This is a genomic window from Nonomuraea maritima, from assembly GCF_900100395.1.
GTDB classification, from domain to species: Bacteria; Actinomycetota; Actinomycetes; order Streptosporangiales; family Streptosporangiaceae; genus Nonomuraea; species Nonomuraea maritima.
Window position 1 is genome coordinate 82,460 of the sequence record NZ_FNFB01000025.1, and the last position, 18,203, is coordinate 100,662.

Sequence of the window (18,203 nt, forward strand, 5' to 3'; positions counted from 1 at the left end):
GGCTGGTCTGGGTCACGTGGGTCTCCTGGGGGACAGGTGGCTCATACGGCGCTGACGCAGTACGAACTGCGCGACGTCGAACACCCAGTCGCGGTCGGTGCGCAGGACGAGGTGGGCGACCCCGGCGCGGCGCAGCGCCCGGCGGGTGCCCTCGCGCTGGAGGGCCGCCGCCTCCGCGTACGCTTGCCGAACCTGGGGCGAGAGGTGCACCTCGCGTACGTTCCCGGTCTCGGGGTCGGCGAACGCGACGCGGCCCACGTCAGGTAGTTCGAGCTCGCGCGGGTCGACGACCTCGACGGCGAGCACCTGGTGGCGGGCCGCCAGCCGCCTGATGGGACGCTCCCAGGGCCGTTCCGCCGCTGGATCGAGGTCGGGGTGGGCGTCGAGGAAGTCGGAGACGATCAGCCGCATGCCGCGCCGCCTGCGGGAGGCCGACAGGATGTCGATGCCCTCGGCCAGGTCGGGCGGGTCGTCGACGACCTGGCCGCGCGGGGCGTCCATGAGCGAGTGCAGCAGCCCGTACAGGGCGGGACGGCCGGTGCGGGCGGGCACGCGGTGGACGTACTCGTCGTGGATGACGAACGCGCCGAACCGGTCGCCGAGGCGGCTGGACAGAAAGCCGATCGCGCCGGTCGCGGCCACCACCAGGTCGCGCTTGTCGGTGTCGGCGGTGCCGAAGTCCATGCTCGGCGACAGGTCGACCAGCGCCCAGGTCTCCAGCTCGCGGTCGGCGACGAGATCGCGGACGTGCGGGACGGTGGTGCGGGCGGTGACCGCCCAGTCCATGCGGCGCACGTCGTCCTCGCCTGGCACGTACACCCGGGTGTCGCCCGCCTCGCTGCCCGCGCCGGGCAGCAGGCCCAGGTGGGCGCCGTGCAGCAGGCCGTCGAGCCGGCGGGTGACGGTGAGCTCCAGGCGGCGCAGCGCCTGCTCAGCGGTGGTGGACGCGCTCAACGGTTCTGGTTCCAGACGACGAGGGGCGGGGGCACGGCCTGGAGGATCTGGCGCACGACCTGCTCGGGGTCGACGCCGTCGGCCAGGGCGTCGAAGGTGAGCATGAGCCGGTGGCCCATGACGTCGACGGCGACGTCGCGTACGTCGTCGGGCAGCAGGTAGTCGCGGCCGCGCAGCAGCGCCAGGGCCCGTCCGGCGGAGACCAGGCCCAGCGTCGCGCGCGGGCTCACCCCGATCTCGATGGTCTCGGCCAGCTCGGCCATGCCGTACTCGCCGGGCGCGCGGGTGGCCATGACGAGGCGTACCACGTAGTCGGCGACGAGCTGGTGCACCGAGACCTGCTCGGCGGCCTGCTGCAGGAGCAGCAGCCGGGCCGGGTCGAGCACCCGCTCGGGGACCGGCGGGCGCACGCTCATGCGGTGCAGGATCTCCAGCTCCTCGTGCGCGGCCGGGTGCGGCACGCGCACCCGGAACAGGAACCGGTCGCGCTGCACCTCGGGCAGCGGGTAGACGCCCTCGGACTCGATCGGGTTCTGGGTGGCCAGCACGATGAACGGCTTCGGCAGCGGGTGGGTGACGCCGGCCAGGGTCACCTGGCGTTCGGCCATGACCTCCAGCAGCGCCGACTGGACCTTCGCCGGCGCGCGGTTGATCTCGTCGGCCAGCAGGAAGTTGACGAACACCGGGCCCAGCTCGACGTCGAACTTCTCGGTGGACGGATGGTAGACGCGGGTGCCGACGATGTCGCTCGGGACGAGGTCGGGCGTGAACTGGATCCGGGCGAACGTGCCGCCCACGACGGTGGCCAGGGTCGAGGCGGCGAGCGTCTTGGCGACGCCCGGGACGCCTTCGAGCAGGCAGTGGCCCCGGGCCAGCAGGGCCACGACGAGCCGTTCGACCATGTGGTCCTGGCCGACGATGACACGCCGGACCTCGTCAAGACTCTGACGCAGTACGGCCGTGTCGATTCCGCCTGGCAACTCTTCGGCGACGCTCATAGAGGCCATTCCACCAAACGCGCCGCAAACGTGCACGGCGCCACGTCTGTGCTTTCATGGCAAACGTGGCAAGTCCCCTGCAGTACGGCGACCCTCCACGGCTGGGGCCCTATGTGCTCCAGGCACGATTGCAGACGGCGCCGGCCGGATTCGTGTACCTGGGCCAGGCCCCCGACGGCCGGCCCGTGTCCGTCGCCGTGCTCACGCGCGGCGCCGCGTTCGACGCAGCGGCGCGCGAACGGTTCGTCACCGCGATCAAAGAGGCCGGCGGTCGCGACCGGTCCGGGATGCGCGGCTGGCTGGGGCGGCCCGCCCGCGGGCGCAGCGCGGTCCTGGAAGGCGCGCCCGAGGTGCTGGCGTTCGACGGCGGACGCGCGCCGTGGGTCGCGGTGCCGTACGTGCCTGGCCGGCCGGGGGCCGAGCGGTTCCTCGAGCCGGTCATGGTGGGCGGGACGTTCATCGGCAAGGCGCACGGGCCCGACTTCGTCCCGTACTGGGTGACCGACCGCGCGCCCGCGCTGCCCGGTGAGAACCGGCGGCGCCTGCCGCTGACCGAGACGCGCAAGCGGGTGCTGATCGCGGCGCTGACGCTGGTGCTGTTGCTGCTCCTGGTCCTCACCATCCTGCTGGTGATGCTGCTCGGCCGCGGCGACAGCCGGCCGCAGCCGCGGCAGCTGCCGCCGACCGTGTTCATGCCCACGCCGCCGCCGACGCCCGAGACCCCAGAGCCGTCGCCGTCGCCGTCGCCGTCGGCGACCGAGAGCGGCCCCGGCACACCGGGCAGGACTCCCGGTGACGACCCGGACGAACCCGACCTCTGACGGAGCTCGAGAAAACGGGTTGAGCCTCACCCGGCGTGAGGCTTTACCGTCGGCCGGCATGGAGATCATCGTTCACGACACCCTGACGCCGATCGCCGCGCTGCTGGAGCAGCCGCTCGACCGGCGCCCGGCGGCGCTGCGCGAGCTGCTGGCCCCCATCCGGCCCGTGATCCCGATGCCGGGGGACATCGTCGACATCCACCACCAGGGCGGCGGCTTCCGGGTCGACGCCGACGACCCGCGCTACCTGCCCGCCGTACGGCGGATGATCGAGGCCGACGTGCTCGGCCAGGTGCGGCACGAGCTGGGCCGGGCCTCAGAACGACTGGACGCTGCCGAGCAGCCCGAGTCGCTGCAGGTCATGTTCGTGATGGGCGACCCGGACAACGACCACCTCATGAAGCTCAGCGGCGGCTACTACGGCATGGGCGGGGCGCGCGGCTGGCTCTACCTGCTGGCCTGGCCCGGCGACGAGGTGATCGGCCGGATCGCGCACTGCGCGGTGCACGAGCTGCACCACAACATCCGCTACACCAACGTCGAGTGGAACCCCGTCACCGTGACCGTGGGCGAGCACGTGGTCGCCGAAGGGCTGGCCGAGGCGTTCGTCCGGGAGCTGTCGGGGCCGTCGGCCATGGGGCCGTGGTCGGCGATGGTCACGGGCGAGGAGTTCGAGCGGGCGTACGAGCGGATCATGGCCGACTTCGACCTGGCGGGGATGCAGCACACGTCCGCGTACGTGCTGGGCGACACCGCGATGCGCTCCTTCGGGCAGGAGCCGCGCGGCATCCCCGACATGGCCGGGTACGCGGTGGGGCTGCACCTCGTCGACCGGGCGCTGGCCGCCACCGGGCTGACCGCGACGCAGGCCACGCTGCTGCCCGCGGGCGAGCTCATGCGGCGCGCCGGGCTGCGTCCGTAGCTCCTGCGGCACGCTGGGCCGCGTGTGTTGCCCTTCTCATATTCGGGGTGGGTTGTCGATGAATATTCGCTGAGGGGGGAATGCGCTTATCGAGAAATGCGCCGCAGGCGAAATCGGTGAAGAAAACGTGGCGGCCGGGTCTAACGTTTTTCGCAGTGAACACCCGCGAAGAAAGGCGATCGTCATGACGGAGACCCGCGCCGCCGCCTGGCCTGACCAGCTCGATCAGCGCCTGCTGAAGGAGCGCATCGTCGTTCTGGGCCAGGAGGTCGACGACGACATTTGCAATCGGCTGTGCGGCGAGCTGCTCCTGCTCGCGGCTGAAGACCCGAAGCGCGACATAACTCTTTACATCAATTCTCCGGGCGGTTCCGTGCACGCCGGAATGGCGCTGTACGACATGATGCAGTTCATTCCGTGCGACGTGGCGACCGTGGCGATGGGGTTCGCCGCCTCCATGGGGCAGGTGCTGCTGTCGGCGGGCGCGAAGGGCAAGCGATACGCCCTGCCCAACGCCCGCGTCGTGATGCACCAGCCGCTGGGCGGCATCGGCGGCTCGGCCAGCGACATCCAGATCCAGGCCGACAACATGATCTACACCAAGCGCCGGATGGCCGAGATCATCGCCCACCACACGGGCCAGCCGCTCGAGCGCATCCAGGCCGACTCCGACCGCGACCGCTGGTTCACCGCCCAGGAAGCCCTCGACTACGGCATCGTCGACCACATCGCGGAAGGGATGAACTGACATGAGCGGCTACGTGCTGCCGTCCTTCATGGAGCGCACCAGCTACGGCGTGCGCGAGATGAACCCGTACACGAAGCTGTTCGAGGACCGCGTGGTGTTCCTCGGCACGCCGATCGACGACGGCGTCGCCAACGCCGTGATGGCGCAGCTGCTCACCCTCGAGTCGATCGACCCCGACCAGGACATCAGCATCTACATCAACTCCCCGGGCGGGTCGTTCACGGCGATGGCGGCGATCTACGACACGATGCAGTTCGTCCGGCCGCAGATTCACACCGTCTGCATCGGTGAGGCGTCCTCGGGGGCGGCGGTGCTGCTCGCGGCCGGCACGCCGGGTAAGCGGGCTGCGCTGCCGCACGCGCGGGTGCTGCTGCACCAACCGCACACCGAGGGAGGGCGCGGGCAGGGCAGCGACCTCGAGATCCATGCCCGCGAGATCCTGCGGATGCGTGACCAGCAGGAGGAACTGCTGTCCCGGCACACCGGCCGGGGCGTGCTGGACATCAGAAAGGACATCGAGCGCGACCGCATCTTCACGGCCGAGCAGGCCCGCGCCTACGGCCTGATCGACGACGTCTACGCCTCCAGAAAACGCCTCCCCACCCTCACCCCCTGACCGCACGCCCCCATCCTCCGACCGCCGCGGGCTCCGACCGAACGCCGCAGGCTCCGACAGAACGCCCGCACCTCCCTGACGTGATCCTGGCCCGTCGCCGTCCTGTGGTCGTGATCTGCCGGGTGCTTCGAGCCGGCGCGTCGGATACGGGCGCGCCGTGTTCGCGATCAGGGGACGCGCAAGGTCCGCGACCTTGGGTGGAGCAGTGCCATCGGCGACACCTCGCTGTGTGCCTGGGGGTGGTCGGGAGTGGCTTCTCGCGGGTGGCGATGTGGCGGTGGGTCGGGTTGGCAGGGTGGGGTTGTTTGCCCTGCGGTTCTCTACCCGTCCCCGGCCGCCGGCCCGATGTCTGGGCCGTCGTCCGGGCGTTGGCCGGCGAGGGTGCAGGAGCGGCGTTGGGCAGCACCCGCCGGTGATACAGCAGCGCGAAGCCGGGGAAGCGGCCGGTCAGGTGCGCCCGGCTTCGGGCGGGACGCCCGCCCTGGCGGAGGTGTTGGTCGTGGCCGTCAGTGGGGCTTATCTGCTGGTCAGAGGGGTGGTTCGTGGGGTGCGGCTGCTGGGTGGAGCGGTGGCGTGTGTGTTGCCTCTGCGTCTGTCTGTGGTGTGTTGGCCTTGGGCGGTGGGTGGAAGTCGTCGACGGTGATCGTTGATCGAGGGGTTCGCGGGTCTCGGGCGGGCGGTGGGGTTGTTCGTTCCTGAATGGGCGACTTATACACTTCCTACCGGTTCTTTGGGGATTCAGGGGAGTTGGGCGTGCCGCTCGAGCAAGTCTTGGTGTTGTTGGTCGCAGCGGCTGGGGCGGGGTGGGTCGACGCCGTCGTCGGTGGCGGCGGTCTGCTGCAGCTTCCCGCCATTCTCGTGACCGGGATGCCGCCGGTCGAGGCGATGGCCACCAACAAGTTCGCGTCGGTGTTCGGCACCGCTTCGGCCGCGGTCGCGTACGTGCGCTCCACCAAGGTGGACCGGCAGGTGGTGCTGCCCGGCGCGGCGCTGGCCCTGGTGTTCGCGGGGCTGGGCGCGTGGGCGGCGGCGTCCATCACGACCGAGGTGCTGCGTCCCGCCGTCATGGTGGTGCTGGTGGCGGTGGCGGTGTTCGTGACGCTGCGGCCGGCGATGGGCGCCGTGCCGGAGCCGCGGCTGCGCACCCCGCCGCGGGCGGCCGCGGCGGTGGCGCTCGCGGGCGTGGCGATCGCCTTCTACGACGGCATCATGGGCCCCGGTACGGGGACGTTCCTGATCATCGCCTTCACCACCGTCCTCGGGCTCGACTTCGTCACCGCGTCGGCCTCCGCGAAGATCATCAATATCGGCACCAACCTGGGCGCGCTGGCGGTGTTCGCCGTACAGGGGCACGTGCACTGGGCTCTCGGCCTCGGCATGGCCGTGTGCAACGTCGCGGGCGCGCAGGCCGGCGCCCGGATGGCGCTCAAGCGGGGAGCCTCGTTCGTGCGCATCGTCCTGTTGTGCGTGGTCGTCGCGATGGTGATCAGGCTCGGCTGGCAGCAGTTCGCCTGAGATCGACCCCCGGCGGCGGCCGACGCCGCGGGTGATAATGGCAGATGTGCGTGCCAGCCGCCTGCTTTCGTTGCTTCTGCTCCTGCAGACGCGCGGACGCATGACCGCGCCCGAGATCGCACGTGAGCTGGAGGTCTCGGTCCGCACCGTCTACCGCGACGTGGAGGCGCTGTCGGCGGCCGGTGTCCCGGTGTACGCCGACCGGGGGCCCGTGGGCGGCTACCAACTGCTCGACGGCTACCGCACCCGGCTCAACGGGCTGACCGCCGAGGAGGCGTCCTCGCTGTTCCTGGCCGGGCTGCCCGGTCCCGCGGCCGAGCTGGGGTTGGCCGAGGTGGCCGCCGCCGCGGAGCTGAAGCTGCTGGCCGCGCTGCCGCCCGAGCCGCGCTCGCACGCCTCCAGGATGCGCGAGAGGTTCCTGCTGGACGTGCCGAGCTGGTACCGCTCGGCCGACGACGTGCCGTACCTCGGCGAGGTGTCCGAGGCGGTGTGGGGCGAGCAATCGTTGCGGATGACGTACCGGCGCTGGGGCAGGCAGGACGTCGAGCGGGTGGTCCACCCGTACGGGCTGGTGCTCAAGGGCGGGTCCTGGTACATGGTGGCCGCTCCGCCCGGTGGCACGCCGCGGACGTACCGGGTCGCGCGGATCCTCTCCCTGCGGACGCTGCCAGAGCGGTTCACCCGGCCGGAGGGGTTCGACCTGGCCGAGTTCTGGCGGGCGTACGCCAGGGAGTTCCGTGAGCGGATGTACACCGCCGAGGCGGTGATCAAGCTCGCGCCGGGACGGGAGGACCTGCTGGCGTACACGATGGGCACTGACGTGGTCACCGCGGCGGTGGCCGAGGCCGGGGAGCCCGACCCCGAGGGATGGACCACGCTGACCGTGCCCATCGAGTCGCTCACCCACGCCCGCTGGCTGCTGCTGCGGATGGGCGCCGACGTCGAGGTCCTGGAGCCGCCGGAGCTGCGCGAGCTCATGCGCGACGCCGTCGGGCAGCTGGCCAAGCTGTACGGCTGAGCACCCGTACGGAAGCCCGGCGAGTGCTCGGCTGAGCGCCCGTTCGGTGGTCCGGCGCGTGCTCGGCGGTCCGGGACCGCGCCGGGCGCGGCCGAGCGGGCCCACCGCCGAACGCCCGGATGAGGCCGGCGACTTGTTGGATTACCTTTGGTGCATGACGAACGACCTGGCGGCTCTGATGCAGCAGGCGCAGGACGACGACCCGCTGCGGGCGCTCAACGCCACGACGGCGCTGCGTCGCGAGATCGAGCGCCTGGAGGCGGTGCAGGTGCGGCGGGCGCGGGTCGCGGGGCTCCCCTGGGCACAGATCGCGGACGCGATCGGCGTCAGCAAGCAGGCCGTGCACAAGAAGTACGGCCGCCGGTAGTGGGCAAGGGCCCCGCGGCCCGTAGTGAGCCCGCGACCAGTAGTGCGTAGGAAGTACGGGCACCGGTAGTGCGCAGGAAGTGCGGGTGCCGGTAGTGGGCAAGGGCCCCGCGGCCAGTAGTGCGCTAAGAAGTACGGGCGTCGGTGGTGCGTAAGAAGTACGGGTGCCGGTTGGGCGCACGTACAGCCGCCGGTAGCGCTCCGCTGACCGGCGGTGCCGCTGTCGCGTTCCCGGTGGATCCCGCCGCGCGGCCCCCGAGGCGCTCAGGGTCCGCGGGTGGCGCGGGTGTAGGCCGTCAGTAGGCGACCTGGACGGTGGCGATGCCGAGTGTGCTGGTCATGGGCAGCAGACCCGACTCGAAGACGGCGCCCAGGACCGGGGCGGTCAGCTGCCCGAGGCGGGCGGCCCGGTCCTCGCCGAGGCGGCGCCAGGGTTCGGCGGCCAGGTCGTCGGTCATCCGCTCGACCTGGTCGCGCAGTGCCCGGCCGTCCTCGGTGGCCGTCCCGTCGGGCTTGACCAGACCGCGGGCGACGAGGCGTTGGGTGGCCTCGTCCCATTCCTGCTCGCTCCAGCCGCGTCCGGCGAAGTTCGCCACCGGCGCCGCGCCGATCGCGGCGAACGACACCAGCGCCTCGCACCCGTCGAGCCCGGCCGCGTTCAGCGCCACGAGGTGGCCGTCGCCGCGGTGCTCGCGCAGCACGGTGGTGGCGTGCCAGAGCGCGAGGTGCGGCTCGTCGGGCCAGGGGAGGTCGAGGTTGGCGGCCGTCAGCACGCGTCCCTCCACCTGGACGCTCTCGGCCGCCCGCCTGGCCAGCTCCGCCGCCTCCACGATGCCGTCGGCGGCCACCCCGTCGCCGAGCATGGCGCGGTAGGTCCGGTCGACCGCGCGCACGCGGGCGTCCAGCACCTGTTCGGGGGTGGCGACGTCCCAGACGGCGGGTAGGTGCTCGGCCACCGTACGGGGGCTGAAGCTGTAGTACGTCGCCGTGGCCAGCCGCGTGCCGGCCGCTCCGAGCGGGGCCGTGCGGTAGGCGAAGTAGCTGGGCCAGCGGGCGTCGACGTCGTAGTTCAGCGCCGCGGCCTCCTCGAACGCCTGCGGCGAGAAGTAGAGCACGGCGTGGAGCGGTTCGAGCTGGTGCCACATGCTGCGGGCGAGTCTGGACGAGGCACTCATGGCAACTCCTCACTGTCTAGATAAGATATGCCAGTGACGATAGAGGCCTGGCGCATCACTGGTCAACAGCAAATAGACAGTTATGTCGGGAGATGGGCGGAGTTGGCGGTGCTCCTCGTGAACGAGCTGCACGTCACGCACGTCCGCGGGCGGCGGGTCGATCCTCCGGCTGATCGCCGCGCGGCGCTGGAGGAGGCGTTCACCCGGCAGGAACGGGCCCTGGACGAGGTGCTGACCGAGGAGGATGCCGACCGCCTCGCCGACGTGGCCGCCGAGCTCCACCCCGCCTTCACCGGCGACGTCGCGACGCTCAACCAGGCGCTGGTCCGTCATGCCGCGGTGCCGAGTCTGCACGGGGACCCGCCGGTGCTCGCCTTCCACGCCCCCGGCGCCGACCTGGTGGACGCCTGGGCCGCCGACGCCGGCACGGCGCTCGCCATGGTGATCGGCGTCGGGCAGGGGAGGCGGCTGCGGTCGTGCGAGGCCGAGGGGTGTGAGCTGGTGTTCTTCGACGTCACGCGGAACACCTCCCGTCGGTTCTGCGGCCTGTCGTGCCAGAACCGCGCCAAGGCGACCGCCTACCGCGCACGCCGCCGCACGTGACCGTGCCGGGTTGATCGCCTGCCAGGTACGCGGCCGTGTGTGGCGGTGCCTCAGTGATCGGGTGCTGGGTGTGACTGTGCCCGGGCGATCGCCTGCTGGGGGTGCCGCCGTACGTGAGCGTGCCTGGGTGATCGCGTGCTGGGTGTGCCGTCGTGTGTGTCGGTGCCTGAGGTGGTGGCGAGCGGGCACATCGGGTGCATGGGACAGATCGACGGACGTTCGGGGGCGCGCGGCCCGGACGCCGGTGCGGGCGGTGGCTCGCGGCAGGTGTCGGAGCGGCTCGTGCCGTGGTTGCTCCTGCTGCTCGCCGCCTCGGCGGGCGCGTTGGACGCCGTGTGCCTCATCCGCCTGGGTGGCCTGTTCGCCAGCGTCATCACCGGCAACCTGGTGCAGCTCGGCCGCTCCGTAGCGACCGTGGACCTCGCCCTCCTCGTCGGAGCCGTCACGAGCGTCGGAGGGTACGCCGTCGGCGTCGCGGTGGGCAGCCTCGGCCTGCGCCGCCCGGGCAGGCAGCGACGCGGGGCGGACCGGCCGCGCGCCGTCGGCGGGTGGGGGCGCAGGGCCGGGGTCGTCGCGGCGGGGGAGTTCGTGCTGCTGGTCGCGGTGGCGGTGGGCTGGGTGGCGAGTGCCGCATGGCCGCCGCAGTGGCTCGCGACGCAGCTGCTCGGCGTGGGCGCTGCGGCGATGGGAGTGCAGAGCGCGCTGTCGATCGAGTCGGGCGCGGGGTCGGCGTCGACCACGTACCTCACAGGAACGCTGACGGCGGTGGTGAGGACGCTCTCCGGGACCCCTTGGCGGCGTTCGGGTGTGGCGGGCGGAGTCGCACGGCTGGCCGCGCTGCTCTGTGGTGCCGCGGCCGGAACCGTCCTGCTGGACGTCGCGCAGCTGTACGTCGTCCTGCTGCCCGTGGCGCTGGTGGGAACGGTCGCCGCCGTGATGCTCGCCGCCACCCGCAGGCCGCGTCCCGCTGTCCGTCGCTAGGGGAGTCAGCCCAGCGCGACCCGTAGCGGGACGCCGGGAAGGCGGCGTCCCGATGGTCCCCCGCTGTGGTTACCGGGTGATTTCGTAGATGGCGGTGGTGCCGCTGATCTCGTTGCCGACGATCAGCAAGGGCTTGTGGGTGGGGCTGTCCTTGCCGTCGACGAACAGGACGCCTTCGGGGCCGACGTCGCCGGCGGTGCCGGCCTCGACGTCGCCGGTGAAGTCGCGGGTGTTGACGTAGCCGGCCTGGCGGGGGTTGCCCGGGTCGGACAGGTCGTACACCGCGATGCCGCTGACCCGCTCCAGGCCCACGAACGCGTACGGACGGCCGCGCACCTCGCCGACCGTGACGCCCTCCGGCTCTGGGCCCTTGTTGTCGCTGCGCGAGTCGAACGAGTCGTTCTCCTCGTTGTCGGAGTTGAACTGCCCGGGCAGCTCACGCGCGATCAGTTGCTCCAGCCCGCTGCCGGAGTCCCAGACGAGCGAGCCGTCGGCCGAGCGCACCGAGATCGAGCGGCCGCCGAAGGCCCGCAGCTCGGTGAAGCGGCCCTGGGCGTCCTTGGGGGAGTCGGCCAGGACGGTCAGCCGGCCCAGTTCGGTGTCCTGCTTGAGGCGGGCCGCGTCAGGGAACGCCGTGGGTGACAGCTCGGCGTCCTTGACGCGCACCTCGTCGGCGTGGCACTCCCAGTCGCGGCTGTCGCCCTCGTTCGCCATCACCAGGTACGTACGCCCGCGACTGCGGAAGTGGCTGACCGCGTCCGGCATGTACACGCCCTTGACCGGGTGCGTACGGATGTCGATCCTGCCGTCCTTGTCGGAGGCGTCGAACGCGTCGGCCGGCTTGGAGTGGTCCTTCAGCCCGAGCGGCACGATGTCGCGGACGGTCGCGCGGCGCAGGTCCACGATCGCCACGGCGTTGTTCTCCTGGAGGGTGACCCAGGCGGTGTCCTTGTCGGTGGTGATGTACTCGGGTTCGAGGTCCTGGGCCACGCTCACGCCCGGGCCGCTGAGCCGCACGCCCTTGGCCCGCAGCTGCTCGGCCTTGCCGTTCCAGGACCGGAACCCGGCGGTGCGCACGGCGCCGCTGCGCACGTCGATGACGCTGACCGAGCCCTCGGGGTCGTCGACGGCGCCGGCGCAGTACGAGGCGGCCTCGCCCTCGTTGGCGACGACGACCTGCTTGCCGTCCTCGGTGAAGGTCAGCATGTCGGGCAGCGCGCCCACGGTGACCTGGCGCAGCTTCCTGCCGGTGCGGGCCTCGAAGAACGCGACGCTGCCCGGGCCGGTCTTGCCGGACGCCTGCTGGGCGACCGCCACCAGGCCGTCGTGCACGGCCACGCTGTTGGCGCCCGGCGTGGTGAGGGTGGCCACCTTGCGCGGGGAACGCGGGTCGCGGATGTCGAGCACGTCCACCGTGCCCTGTTCGGCGTTGATCACGAAGACGCGCCGGGTCCTGGGGTCGTACGCGGTGATCTCCGCGGCCCCGGCCCCTGCGGCGCCGGCGGAGTAGCGCCCCAGGAGGGACAGTTCCAGGCCGGACGGCTTGGCAGCGGCGGACGCGGCGGACGCGGCGGTGGCGGGCAGCATCGAGAGCACCGACAGGCTCGCCGCCGCCAGGGACAGGGCAGTGGTGGTACGCATGGGGCGGAGTGTCCTGAAACGGAGTGGCGTCCCGCCGCCCTGCGCATGATCACCGGATGAACCGGGACCGGCGAACGCGTGAACGCGGTCGGCGGCGCGCCGCCCCGGCAGCACCGCGACGGCCGACGAGAGCTCGGCCGCGCACCGCCGTGCGTACCCTGTCGTGCTTTCCTGGGTAGCTCTGGCGGCATGAGATTCGGTGACTGGGAGGTCCGGCCGCTCGGCGGCTGGGTCGGCTGCCTGGTGATGATCGTCGCGTCGATCGTGCTGTCGGTGCTGCTGACCGTACTGATCAACCTGCTCTTCTAGGTCGGGCCGGCGGGCCGGGCCGCGCGGCCCGGCCCCCGAACCGGTCAGACGCCCTCCGCCTTGGCGTAGTCGCTCATCTGGCCGGAGAAGTCGAACACCACGGCGGGCTCGTCGCCCACCACCCAGGCGTCGTGTCCCGCCGGGCAGTCGAAGACGTCGCCGGGCCCGATCTCGGACTCCGCGCCGTCGTCCATGCGGATGCGCATCCGCCCGGACGCCATGTACGCGTGATGGTGGACCTGGCAGGAATCCGTGCCGGCGATCTGCCGGAGCGACTCCGTCCAGCGCCATCCGGGTTCGAACGTGGCCACGGCGAAGGTCAGCTCGCTCAGGTGGCACAGCTCCACGTGCCCTCGCGGGAAGTCGCGGCGCTCGTCCGGCTTCTCGGTGCTCTTCACCTCGATCATGACGGTCCCCCTCTCCGTCCCTTCCAGTCTCGTACGGCCCTTCCGGCCGGTTCGCGGCGGGTGGGCGTCGCGGGCGGACGGTAAAGCGGCCGGTATGATGCCCGCATGAGCGCCGAACAGCCCGAGCCGACTTCCGCGGAAGCGCTCCCGGCCGGCGCCTCCGACGACTTCGGCTGGACACTCGGCGTGCTGCTGCGCGCGTACCACAACTCGGTCGTCTCGGTGATCGGCGACTTCCCGCACGGGCCGCGCGGCTACCAGACCCTCGCCGCCGTCCTGGGCGGAGACCACCCCACCCAGCTCGCCCTCGCCGCCCACCTCGGCATCGACCGCACGGTGATGACGTACCTCATCGACGACCTCGTCGCGAAGGGCCTCGTGGAGCGCCGGCTCAACCCGGCCGACCGCCGCAGCCGCCGCATCGTCGCCACCCCTGAGGGCGAGCGCGTGTTCCGCGAACTCGGACGTCGCGTCCGCCACGCCGAGGATCGGCTGCTCGGCGCGCTCGCGCCGGCCGAGCGGGTCGCGTTCCGGCACCTGCTGGCGCGGGTGGCCTGCGACGTGCGCGACATCGAGCCCGCCACCGACCCGTGCACGGTGGCCGAGAAGCTCTTCTCCGACAGCGTCCGCTAGCACATCACCTCTCTGCCTGAGTTGCGCCGCCGTCGCGGCGCCCGTCGCCATGCGCTCTGCTCAAAGGTGTCAGGAATATCGTGGGGATACCTGCTGTTCCGCAACTTGTCTCGCACTGGATATTCTTCTGAGCAACACATCTGCTGAGCAGACGAGGAGGAGAGCGCACATGTCCGACTACGGCCATGACCTGCTGTTCGGGACGTTCATCACGCCCACGAACGCCGCACCGCACCGGGTGGTCGCCCTGGCGCAGGAGACGGAGGCCGCCGGGCTCGACCTCGTGACCTTCCAGGACCACCCCTACCAGGCGGGTTTCCTCGACACCTGGACACTGCTGTCGTACGTCGCCGCGCGCACCGAACGCGTCCACCTGTCGGGCAACGTCGTCAACCTCCCACTGCGCCCGCCCGCCGTGCTCGCCCGCGCCGCGGCCAGCCTCGACCTGCTCAGCGGGGGCCGGTTCGAGCTCGGCATCGGCGCCGGCGGCTTCTGGGACGCCATCGAGGCCATGGGCGGCCGGCGGCTGAGCCCCGGCCAGGCGGTGGACGCGCTGAGCGAGGCGATCGACATCGTCCGCGGCATCTGGGACGCCGACGACAAGTCGCGGTTCCGGGTGGACGGCGCCTACTACCAGGTCGCAGGGGCCAAGCGCGGGCCGGCTCCTGCGCACGACATCGGCATCTGGCTGGGGGCGTACAAGCCGAAGATGCTCAGGCTCACCGGGGCCAAGGCCGACGGATGGCTGCCCTCGCTGCCGTACCTCGACCTCTCCCGCCTGGCCGAGGACAACGCGATCATCGACGAGGCGGCGCAGGAGGCAGGGCGCGAGCCCGCCGCGGTCCGCCGCATGCTCAACGTGGCGGGGCAGTTCGGGACGGCCGGTGACCGGCTGCTGTCCGGCCCGCCCGGCGTGTGGGCCGAGCAGCTCGCGGCGCTGACCCTGGAGTACGGCTTCTCGACCTACATCGTCATGGCCGACGACCCGGCCACGATCGCGACGTTCGGCGCGGAGGTCGCCCCCGCCACCCGTGAACTGGTCGCCAAGGAACGTGCGGCACGGGCCACCGTGCCGGGAACGGTGTGAACTGAACGTGACTCCTCCGCTCCCTGAAGAAAGCGGCTTCTCGCTGAGCCGCTTTCGCAGCCTGGCGAAGGGCAAGTCCTGCCCTGAGGATGTTGACCGCCGCGTTCACGTCGGCGTGCGCGGCATGCCCGCACGCCGTACAGGCGAACTCGGCCTGGGTGAGGCGGTTCTCCTTCGCACAGTGCCCACAGCGGGCGCATGTGCGGGAGGTGTTGGCGGGGTTCACCGCGATCAGCTCTCGACCGGCGCTTTCAGCCTTGTGCGCGAGAACCGTCAGGAACACCCCCCAACCCGCGTCGAGGATGCTTCGATTGAGCCGGGACTTGGCAGCGACGTTCCCTCCGGGCTGCTCGATCGTGCCCGCAGCGGAGCGGGTCATGTTCGCGATCCGCAGGTCCTCGTGCACGAGCAGGTCGTAGTCGCGGACCAGCGCGAGCGCGGCCTTGTGCGCGTGCCCGATGCCCTGGAGCCGCACGAACGTGGCAGAGGGGTGTTCGGGCTGGGAGTCCCACCGGCAGCCGTCGCCGTCCTTCGGCGATTCCACGCTGTCGAACCAGCCGCGCCCCTTGAAACGCGGGAAGCCCGGCGTACGCCCGGCCTTGACCCGGTCGAAGAACGCGCGGAACGCCTTGTCGAGCCGCCGCAGTGTGGCCTGCTGGGAGGAGAACGACCACCGGCCCTGCCCGCCGGTGTCGTCGGCGCGGATGTGCTTCAACTCGGCCGACTGGTCTGCGTATCGGACGCTCACGCCCGCCGTGGCGTAGGCCGTACGGCGGTGCTCAAGGGCCGCGTTGTACAGCGTGCGATGGTCCTCCAGACATGCCGCCAGCGCCGCCGTCTGCTTGCCGGTGGGGCGCAGCAGGTACTTGTACGACCTACGCACGGCCACCGCCCTTGGACGGCCGCTCCTCCAGGCGGTCTTTCACCCGGCCGCCCAGGACCGGGCGGCGGTACCTCGGGCACCACACCACGTGGTACCCGAGGTCGTAGGCCGCGCCCGGGGACGTGCGCACCTGACGAGCCAAACGATCACTATGACAGCGCCATCCATCTGACGCGCGATGAACGGAGATCTCTGATGCGCGGACCTGACAGGTCACTGCACGCTCGGGCCTTGACGGCCCTCCCGCTCCCGATTCCCCCGTCGCCTGAAGACGACGGTTCCCTCGGGAGAGTTTGATGGACTACGGGCATCCCCTGCGGTTCGGCGCCTCCCTCACCGCCCGGGACGGCGCGCTCGGGCCCGCCGCCGAACTGGCCGAGCTCAGCGAGGAGCTCGGCTACGACCTGGTCACCTTCTCGAGTGGCCCCGAGCCCGCCGACACCTGGACGCTCATGAGCTGGACGGCCGCCAGGACGGGCCGCGTCCGCCTCCTCGCCGCCCACGCGGCGGAGATGAACCCCGCCGTCACCGCGCGGGCGGCGGCCAGCCTCGACCTCCTCGCCAAGGGCCGCGCCGAGCTCGTTCTCGCCGGACGTCCCTCCGACGGCGAGGCCCTGGGTGAGGCGATCGAGATCGTCCGCGGCATGTGGGCGGCCGCCGACCGCTCGCCGCTGAGCTACAACGGCGAGCACCACAAGGTGGCGGGCGCGGAGCGCGGCCCCGCACCGGCCCACACCATCCCCGTCTGGATCGACGGTGCCGACCCCGCGCTCCTGCGCCTGGCCGGGCGGCGGGCCGACGGCTGGCTGGCCCCGCCCGTCACGGACGCGGCCGGGGTGGGCGGGCTGGCCATGGCGCAGGCCGCGATCGACGCGGCGGCGGCAGAGCGGGGACGTGACCCGCGCGAGATCAACCGCCTGGCGCGCATCGCAGGACGGTTCACCTCCGACCCCGGCGGCTTCCTGACCGGGCCGCCCGGCACGTGGGTGGCCGACCTCCTCCCGCTCGTCACCGACCACGGGTTCGCCATGTTCGTCCTCGCCGGCGACGACCCGGAGACCCTGCGGCGCTTCGCCCTGGAGGTCGTCCCGGCCCTGCGCGCGGCCGTCGCCGACGCGCGCCGGGAGCGCGGCGTGACGGAGTCGGCGCCGGGCCGCAGCGCGCTCGTCCGGAGCAAGCGCCGCGAGGGGATCGACTACGACGCCGTCCCCGCCTCCCTGTCCGCCACCGCCGTCGAGCCGGGGGACGCCGGGTACGCGCGCGTCCGCTCCACCTACCTGCGCGGCGGGGCGCCCGGCCTCGTCCTGCGGCCAGGCACCCCGGCGGAGGTCGCCGACGCCATCCGCTTCGCCTCGTCCCAGCCGGTGCAGCTGGGGATCCGCAGCGGCGGCCACGGCATCAGCGGCCGTTCCACCAACCACGGCGGCATCGTCATCGACGTCTCGCGCCTCCATGCGATCGAGGTGCTCGACAAGGACACCCGCCGCGTCCGCATCGGGCCGGGCGCGCGCTGGAGCGACGTCGCAGAAGCGCTCGCCCCGCACGGGTGGGCCCTCAGCTCCGGCGACTACGGCGGCGTGGGCGTCGGCGGCCTGGCCACCGCGGGCGGCATCGGCTGGCTGGTGCGCAAGCACGGGCTCACTCTCGACCACCTGTGCGCGGTCGAGATGGTGCTCGCCGACGGCTCCCTCGTCCGCGCGGACGAGCACGAGAACGCCGAGCTGTTCTGGGGCGTACGGGGAGCGGGCGGCAACTTCGGCGTCGTGACGTCGTTCGAGTTCGAGGTCGACGAGGTGGGTGACGTGGGATTCGCCCAGTTCGTCTTCGACGCCACCGACATGGCGGGGTTCCTGCAACGGTGGGGAGCCGCCATGGAGGCCGCGCCGCGCGACCTGACCAGCTCGATCATCATGGGCCGCCCCCGCCCGGGACAGCCGCACGTCGCCCAGCTCATGGCGGTCGTCGACTCCGACGACGGCCAGACGATCATCGATCGGCTGCAGCCGATCGCCGCCATCGCGCCGCTGCTCGACTACTCGATCCAGGTGCTGCCGTACGCGGCGATCATGCACGTGCCGCCGGGCACGCACGACGCCCAGGGCGAGCCGGTGACGCGCGCCGCGCTCGCCGACCACCTGACGCCCGAGCTGTCGGCGGCGGCGGAGCGGCTGGTCGGCGCCGGGCTGACGTACTTCTTCCAGATCCGGTCGGTGGGCGGCGCCGCGTCCGACGTCCCCCCTGAGGCGACCGCCTACGCGGGGCGCTCGGCGAACTTCCAGCTCGTGGCCATGGGACACAGCCGCAGGGCCCTCGATCCCGCCTGGGACGCCATGCTGCCCCACTTCTCGGGCCAGTACATCAACTTCGAGACCGACCGGCGTCCCGAACGCGTCCGCGAGGCCTACCCAGGCGACACCCTGCGGCGCCTGCGCGCCCTCAAGCGGCGGTACGACCCGGGCAACGTCTTCCGCGACAACTTCAACATCGACCCCGCCGAGGAGGACGCCGTACCCGCCACGATCTGAG

18 protein-coding genes and 1 pseudogene are annotated in these 18,203 nt (G+C 72.0%); 12 read left to right on the top strand and 7 right to left on the bottom strand.

Annotated features, from left to right (window positions below; translation table 11 throughout):
- Positions 1–12: 12 nt before the first annotated feature.
- Positions 13–954 carry a DUF58 domain-containing protein gene (locus BLR04_RS29965; RefSeq protein ID WP_090771552.1) on the bottom strand — a complete coding sequence of 314 codons (942 nt, stop codon included), beginning with the start codon at positions 952–954 and terminating at the stop codon, positions 13–15.
- Positions 951–1,952 carry an AAA family ATPase gene (locus BLR04_RS29970; protein WP_090771554.1) on the bottom strand — a complete coding sequence of 334 codons (1,002 nt, stop codon included), beginning with the start codon at positions 1,950–1,952 and terminating at the stop codon, positions 951–953. Before BLR04_RS29970 ends, BLR04_RS29965 begins: the two co-directional genes overlap by 4 nt.
- A gap of 56 nt (positions 1,953–2,008) precedes the next feature.
- On the opposite strand from BLR04_RS29970, the gene BLR04_RS29975 reads away from it, so the two are divergent.
- The 7 genes from BLR04_RS29975 to BLR04_RS30005 all read left to right on the top strand — a co-directional run bounded on the left by BLR04_RS29975 (position 2,009) and on the right by BLR04_RS30005 (position 7,959).
- Positions 2,009–2,773, top strand: coding sequence for a hypothetical protein (locus BLR04_RS29975; protein ID WP_176903353.1), 765 nt, complete (start codon positions 2,009–2,011; stop codon positions 2,771–2,773).
- A gap of 58 nt (positions 2,774–2,831) precedes the next feature.
- The gene (locus tag BLR04_RS29980) at positions 2,832–3,695 is read left to right on the top strand and encodes a DUF2268 domain-containing putative Zn-dependent protease (RefSeq protein ID WP_090771558.1); all 864 of its coding nucleotides are present in this window, start codon (positions 2,832–2,834) and stop codon (positions 3,693–3,695) included.
- Positions 3,696–3,879: 184 nt separating this feature from the next.
- The gene (locus BLR04_RS29985; RefSeq protein ID WP_090771560.1) at positions 3,880–4,443 is read left to right on the top strand and encodes a ClpP family protease; all 564 of its coding nucleotides are present in this window, start codon (positions 3,880–3,882) and stop codon (positions 4,441–4,443) included.
- Position 4,444: 1 nt separating this feature from the next.
- Positions 4,445–5,059, top strand: a complete 615-nt coding sequence (locus BLR04_RS29990) for an ATP-dependent Clp protease proteolytic subunit (protein ID WP_090771563.1) — start codon at positions 4,445–4,447, stop codon at positions 5,057–5,059.
- A gap of 753 nt (positions 5,060–5,812) precedes the next feature.
- The gene (locus BLR04_RS29995; RefSeq protein WP_090771626.1) at positions 5,813–6,574 is read left to right on the top strand and encodes a TSUP family transporter; all 762 of its coding nucleotides are present in this window, start codon (positions 5,813–5,815) and stop codon (positions 6,572–6,574) included.
- A 46-nt stretch (positions 6,575–6,620) separates the two neighbouring features.
- A complete protein-coding gene (locus BLR04_RS30000) occupies positions 6,621–7,592 on the top strand; it encodes a helix-turn-helix transcriptional regulator (RefSeq protein WP_176903354.1) in 972 nt (323 codons plus the stop codon).
- Positions 7,593–7,746: 154 nt separating this feature from the next.
- Entirely contained in the window at positions 7,747–7,959 is a 213-nt protein-coding gene (locus tag BLR04_RS30005; RefSeq protein WP_090771567.1) for a hypothetical protein, read from the top strand.
- Positions 7,960–8,254: 295 nt separating this feature from the next.
- Here the strand turns inward: BLR04_RS30005 and BLR04_RS30010 are convergent, their stop codons facing one another.
- Positions 8,255–9,133 carry an SCO6745 family protein gene (locus BLR04_RS30010; RefSeq protein ID WP_090771569.1) on the bottom strand — a complete coding sequence of 293 codons (879 nt, stop codon included), beginning with the start codon at positions 9,131–9,133 and terminating at the stop codon, positions 8,255–8,257.
- A 108-nt stretch (positions 9,134–9,241) separates the two neighbouring features.
- Here BLR04_RS30010 and BLR04_RS30015 point away from each other — a divergent pair, with 108 nt between their 5' ends.
- Entirely contained in the window at positions 9,242–9,736 is a 495-nt protein-coding gene (locus BLR04_RS30015) for a CGNR zinc finger domain-containing protein (protein WP_245740700.1), read from the top strand.
- Positions 9,737–9,934: 198 nt separating this feature from the next.
- Positions 9,935–10,717: a YoaK family protein gene (locus tag BLR04_RS30020; protein ID WP_143022269.1), complete on the top strand. Its 783-nt coding sequence runs from the start codon at positions 9,935–9,937 to the stop codon at positions 10,715–10,717.
- 69 nt (positions 10,718–10,786) lie between these two features.
- On the opposite strand, the gene BLR04_RS30025 is transcribed toward BLR04_RS30020, so the two are convergent.
- Together BLR04_RS30025 and BLR04_RS30030 are read right to left on the bottom strand one after the other, a co-directional pair.
- Positions 10,787–12,358, bottom strand: coding sequence for a choice-of-anchor I family protein (locus tag BLR04_RS30025; RefSeq protein WP_090771573.1), 1,572 nt, complete (start codon positions 12,356–12,358; stop codon positions 10,787–10,789).
- A 353-nt stretch (positions 12,359–12,711) separates the two neighbouring features.
- On the bottom strand, positions 12,712–13,074 hold the full coding sequence (locus BLR04_RS30030) for a cupin domain-containing protein (RefSeq protein WP_090771575.1): 363 nt from the start codon (positions 13,072–13,074) through the stop codon (positions 12,712–12,714).
- 105 nt (positions 13,075–13,179) lie between these two features.
- On the opposite strand from BLR04_RS30030, the gene BLR04_RS30035 reads away from it, so the two are divergent.
- A complete protein-coding gene (locus BLR04_RS30035) occupies positions 13,180–13,707 on the top strand; it encodes a MarR family winged helix-turn-helix transcriptional regulator (RefSeq protein ID WP_090771577.1) in 528 nt (175 codons plus the stop codon).
- Positions 13,708–13,876: 169 nt separating this feature from the next.
- Complete coding sequence (locus BLR04_RS30040) at positions 13,877–14,794, top strand: LLM class flavin-dependent oxidoreductase (RefSeq protein ID WP_090771579.1); 918 nt, start codon at positions 13,877–13,879, stop codon at positions 14,792–14,794.
- Here BLR04_RS30040 and BLR04_RS30045 read toward each other — a convergent pair.
- Together BLR04_RS30045 and BLR04_RS30050 are read right to left on the bottom strand one after the other, a co-directional pair.
- A complete protein-coding gene (locus BLR04_RS30045) occupies positions 14,679–15,677 on the bottom strand; it encodes an RNA-guided endonuclease InsQ/TnpB family protein (RefSeq protein ID WP_245740702.1) in 999 nt (332 codons plus the stop codon). The two genes, BLR04_RS30040 and BLR04_RS30045, sit on opposite strands and share 116 nt — an antisense overlap.
- Positions 15,678–15,699: 22 nt before the next feature.
- Positions 15,700–15,807, bottom strand: a pseudogene (locus BLR04_RS30050) (transposase); the annotation flags it as partial.
- A gap of 166 nt (positions 15,808–15,973) precedes the next feature.
- On the opposite strand from BLR04_RS30050, the gene BLR04_RS30055 reads away from it, so the two are divergent.
- The gene (locus BLR04_RS30055; RefSeq protein ID WP_090771581.1) at positions 15,974–18,202 is read left to right on the top strand and encodes an LLM class flavin-dependent oxidoreductase; all 2,229 of its coding nucleotides are present in this window, start codon (positions 15,974–15,976) and stop codon (positions 18,200–18,202) included.
- Position 18,203: the final 1 nt, after the last annotated feature.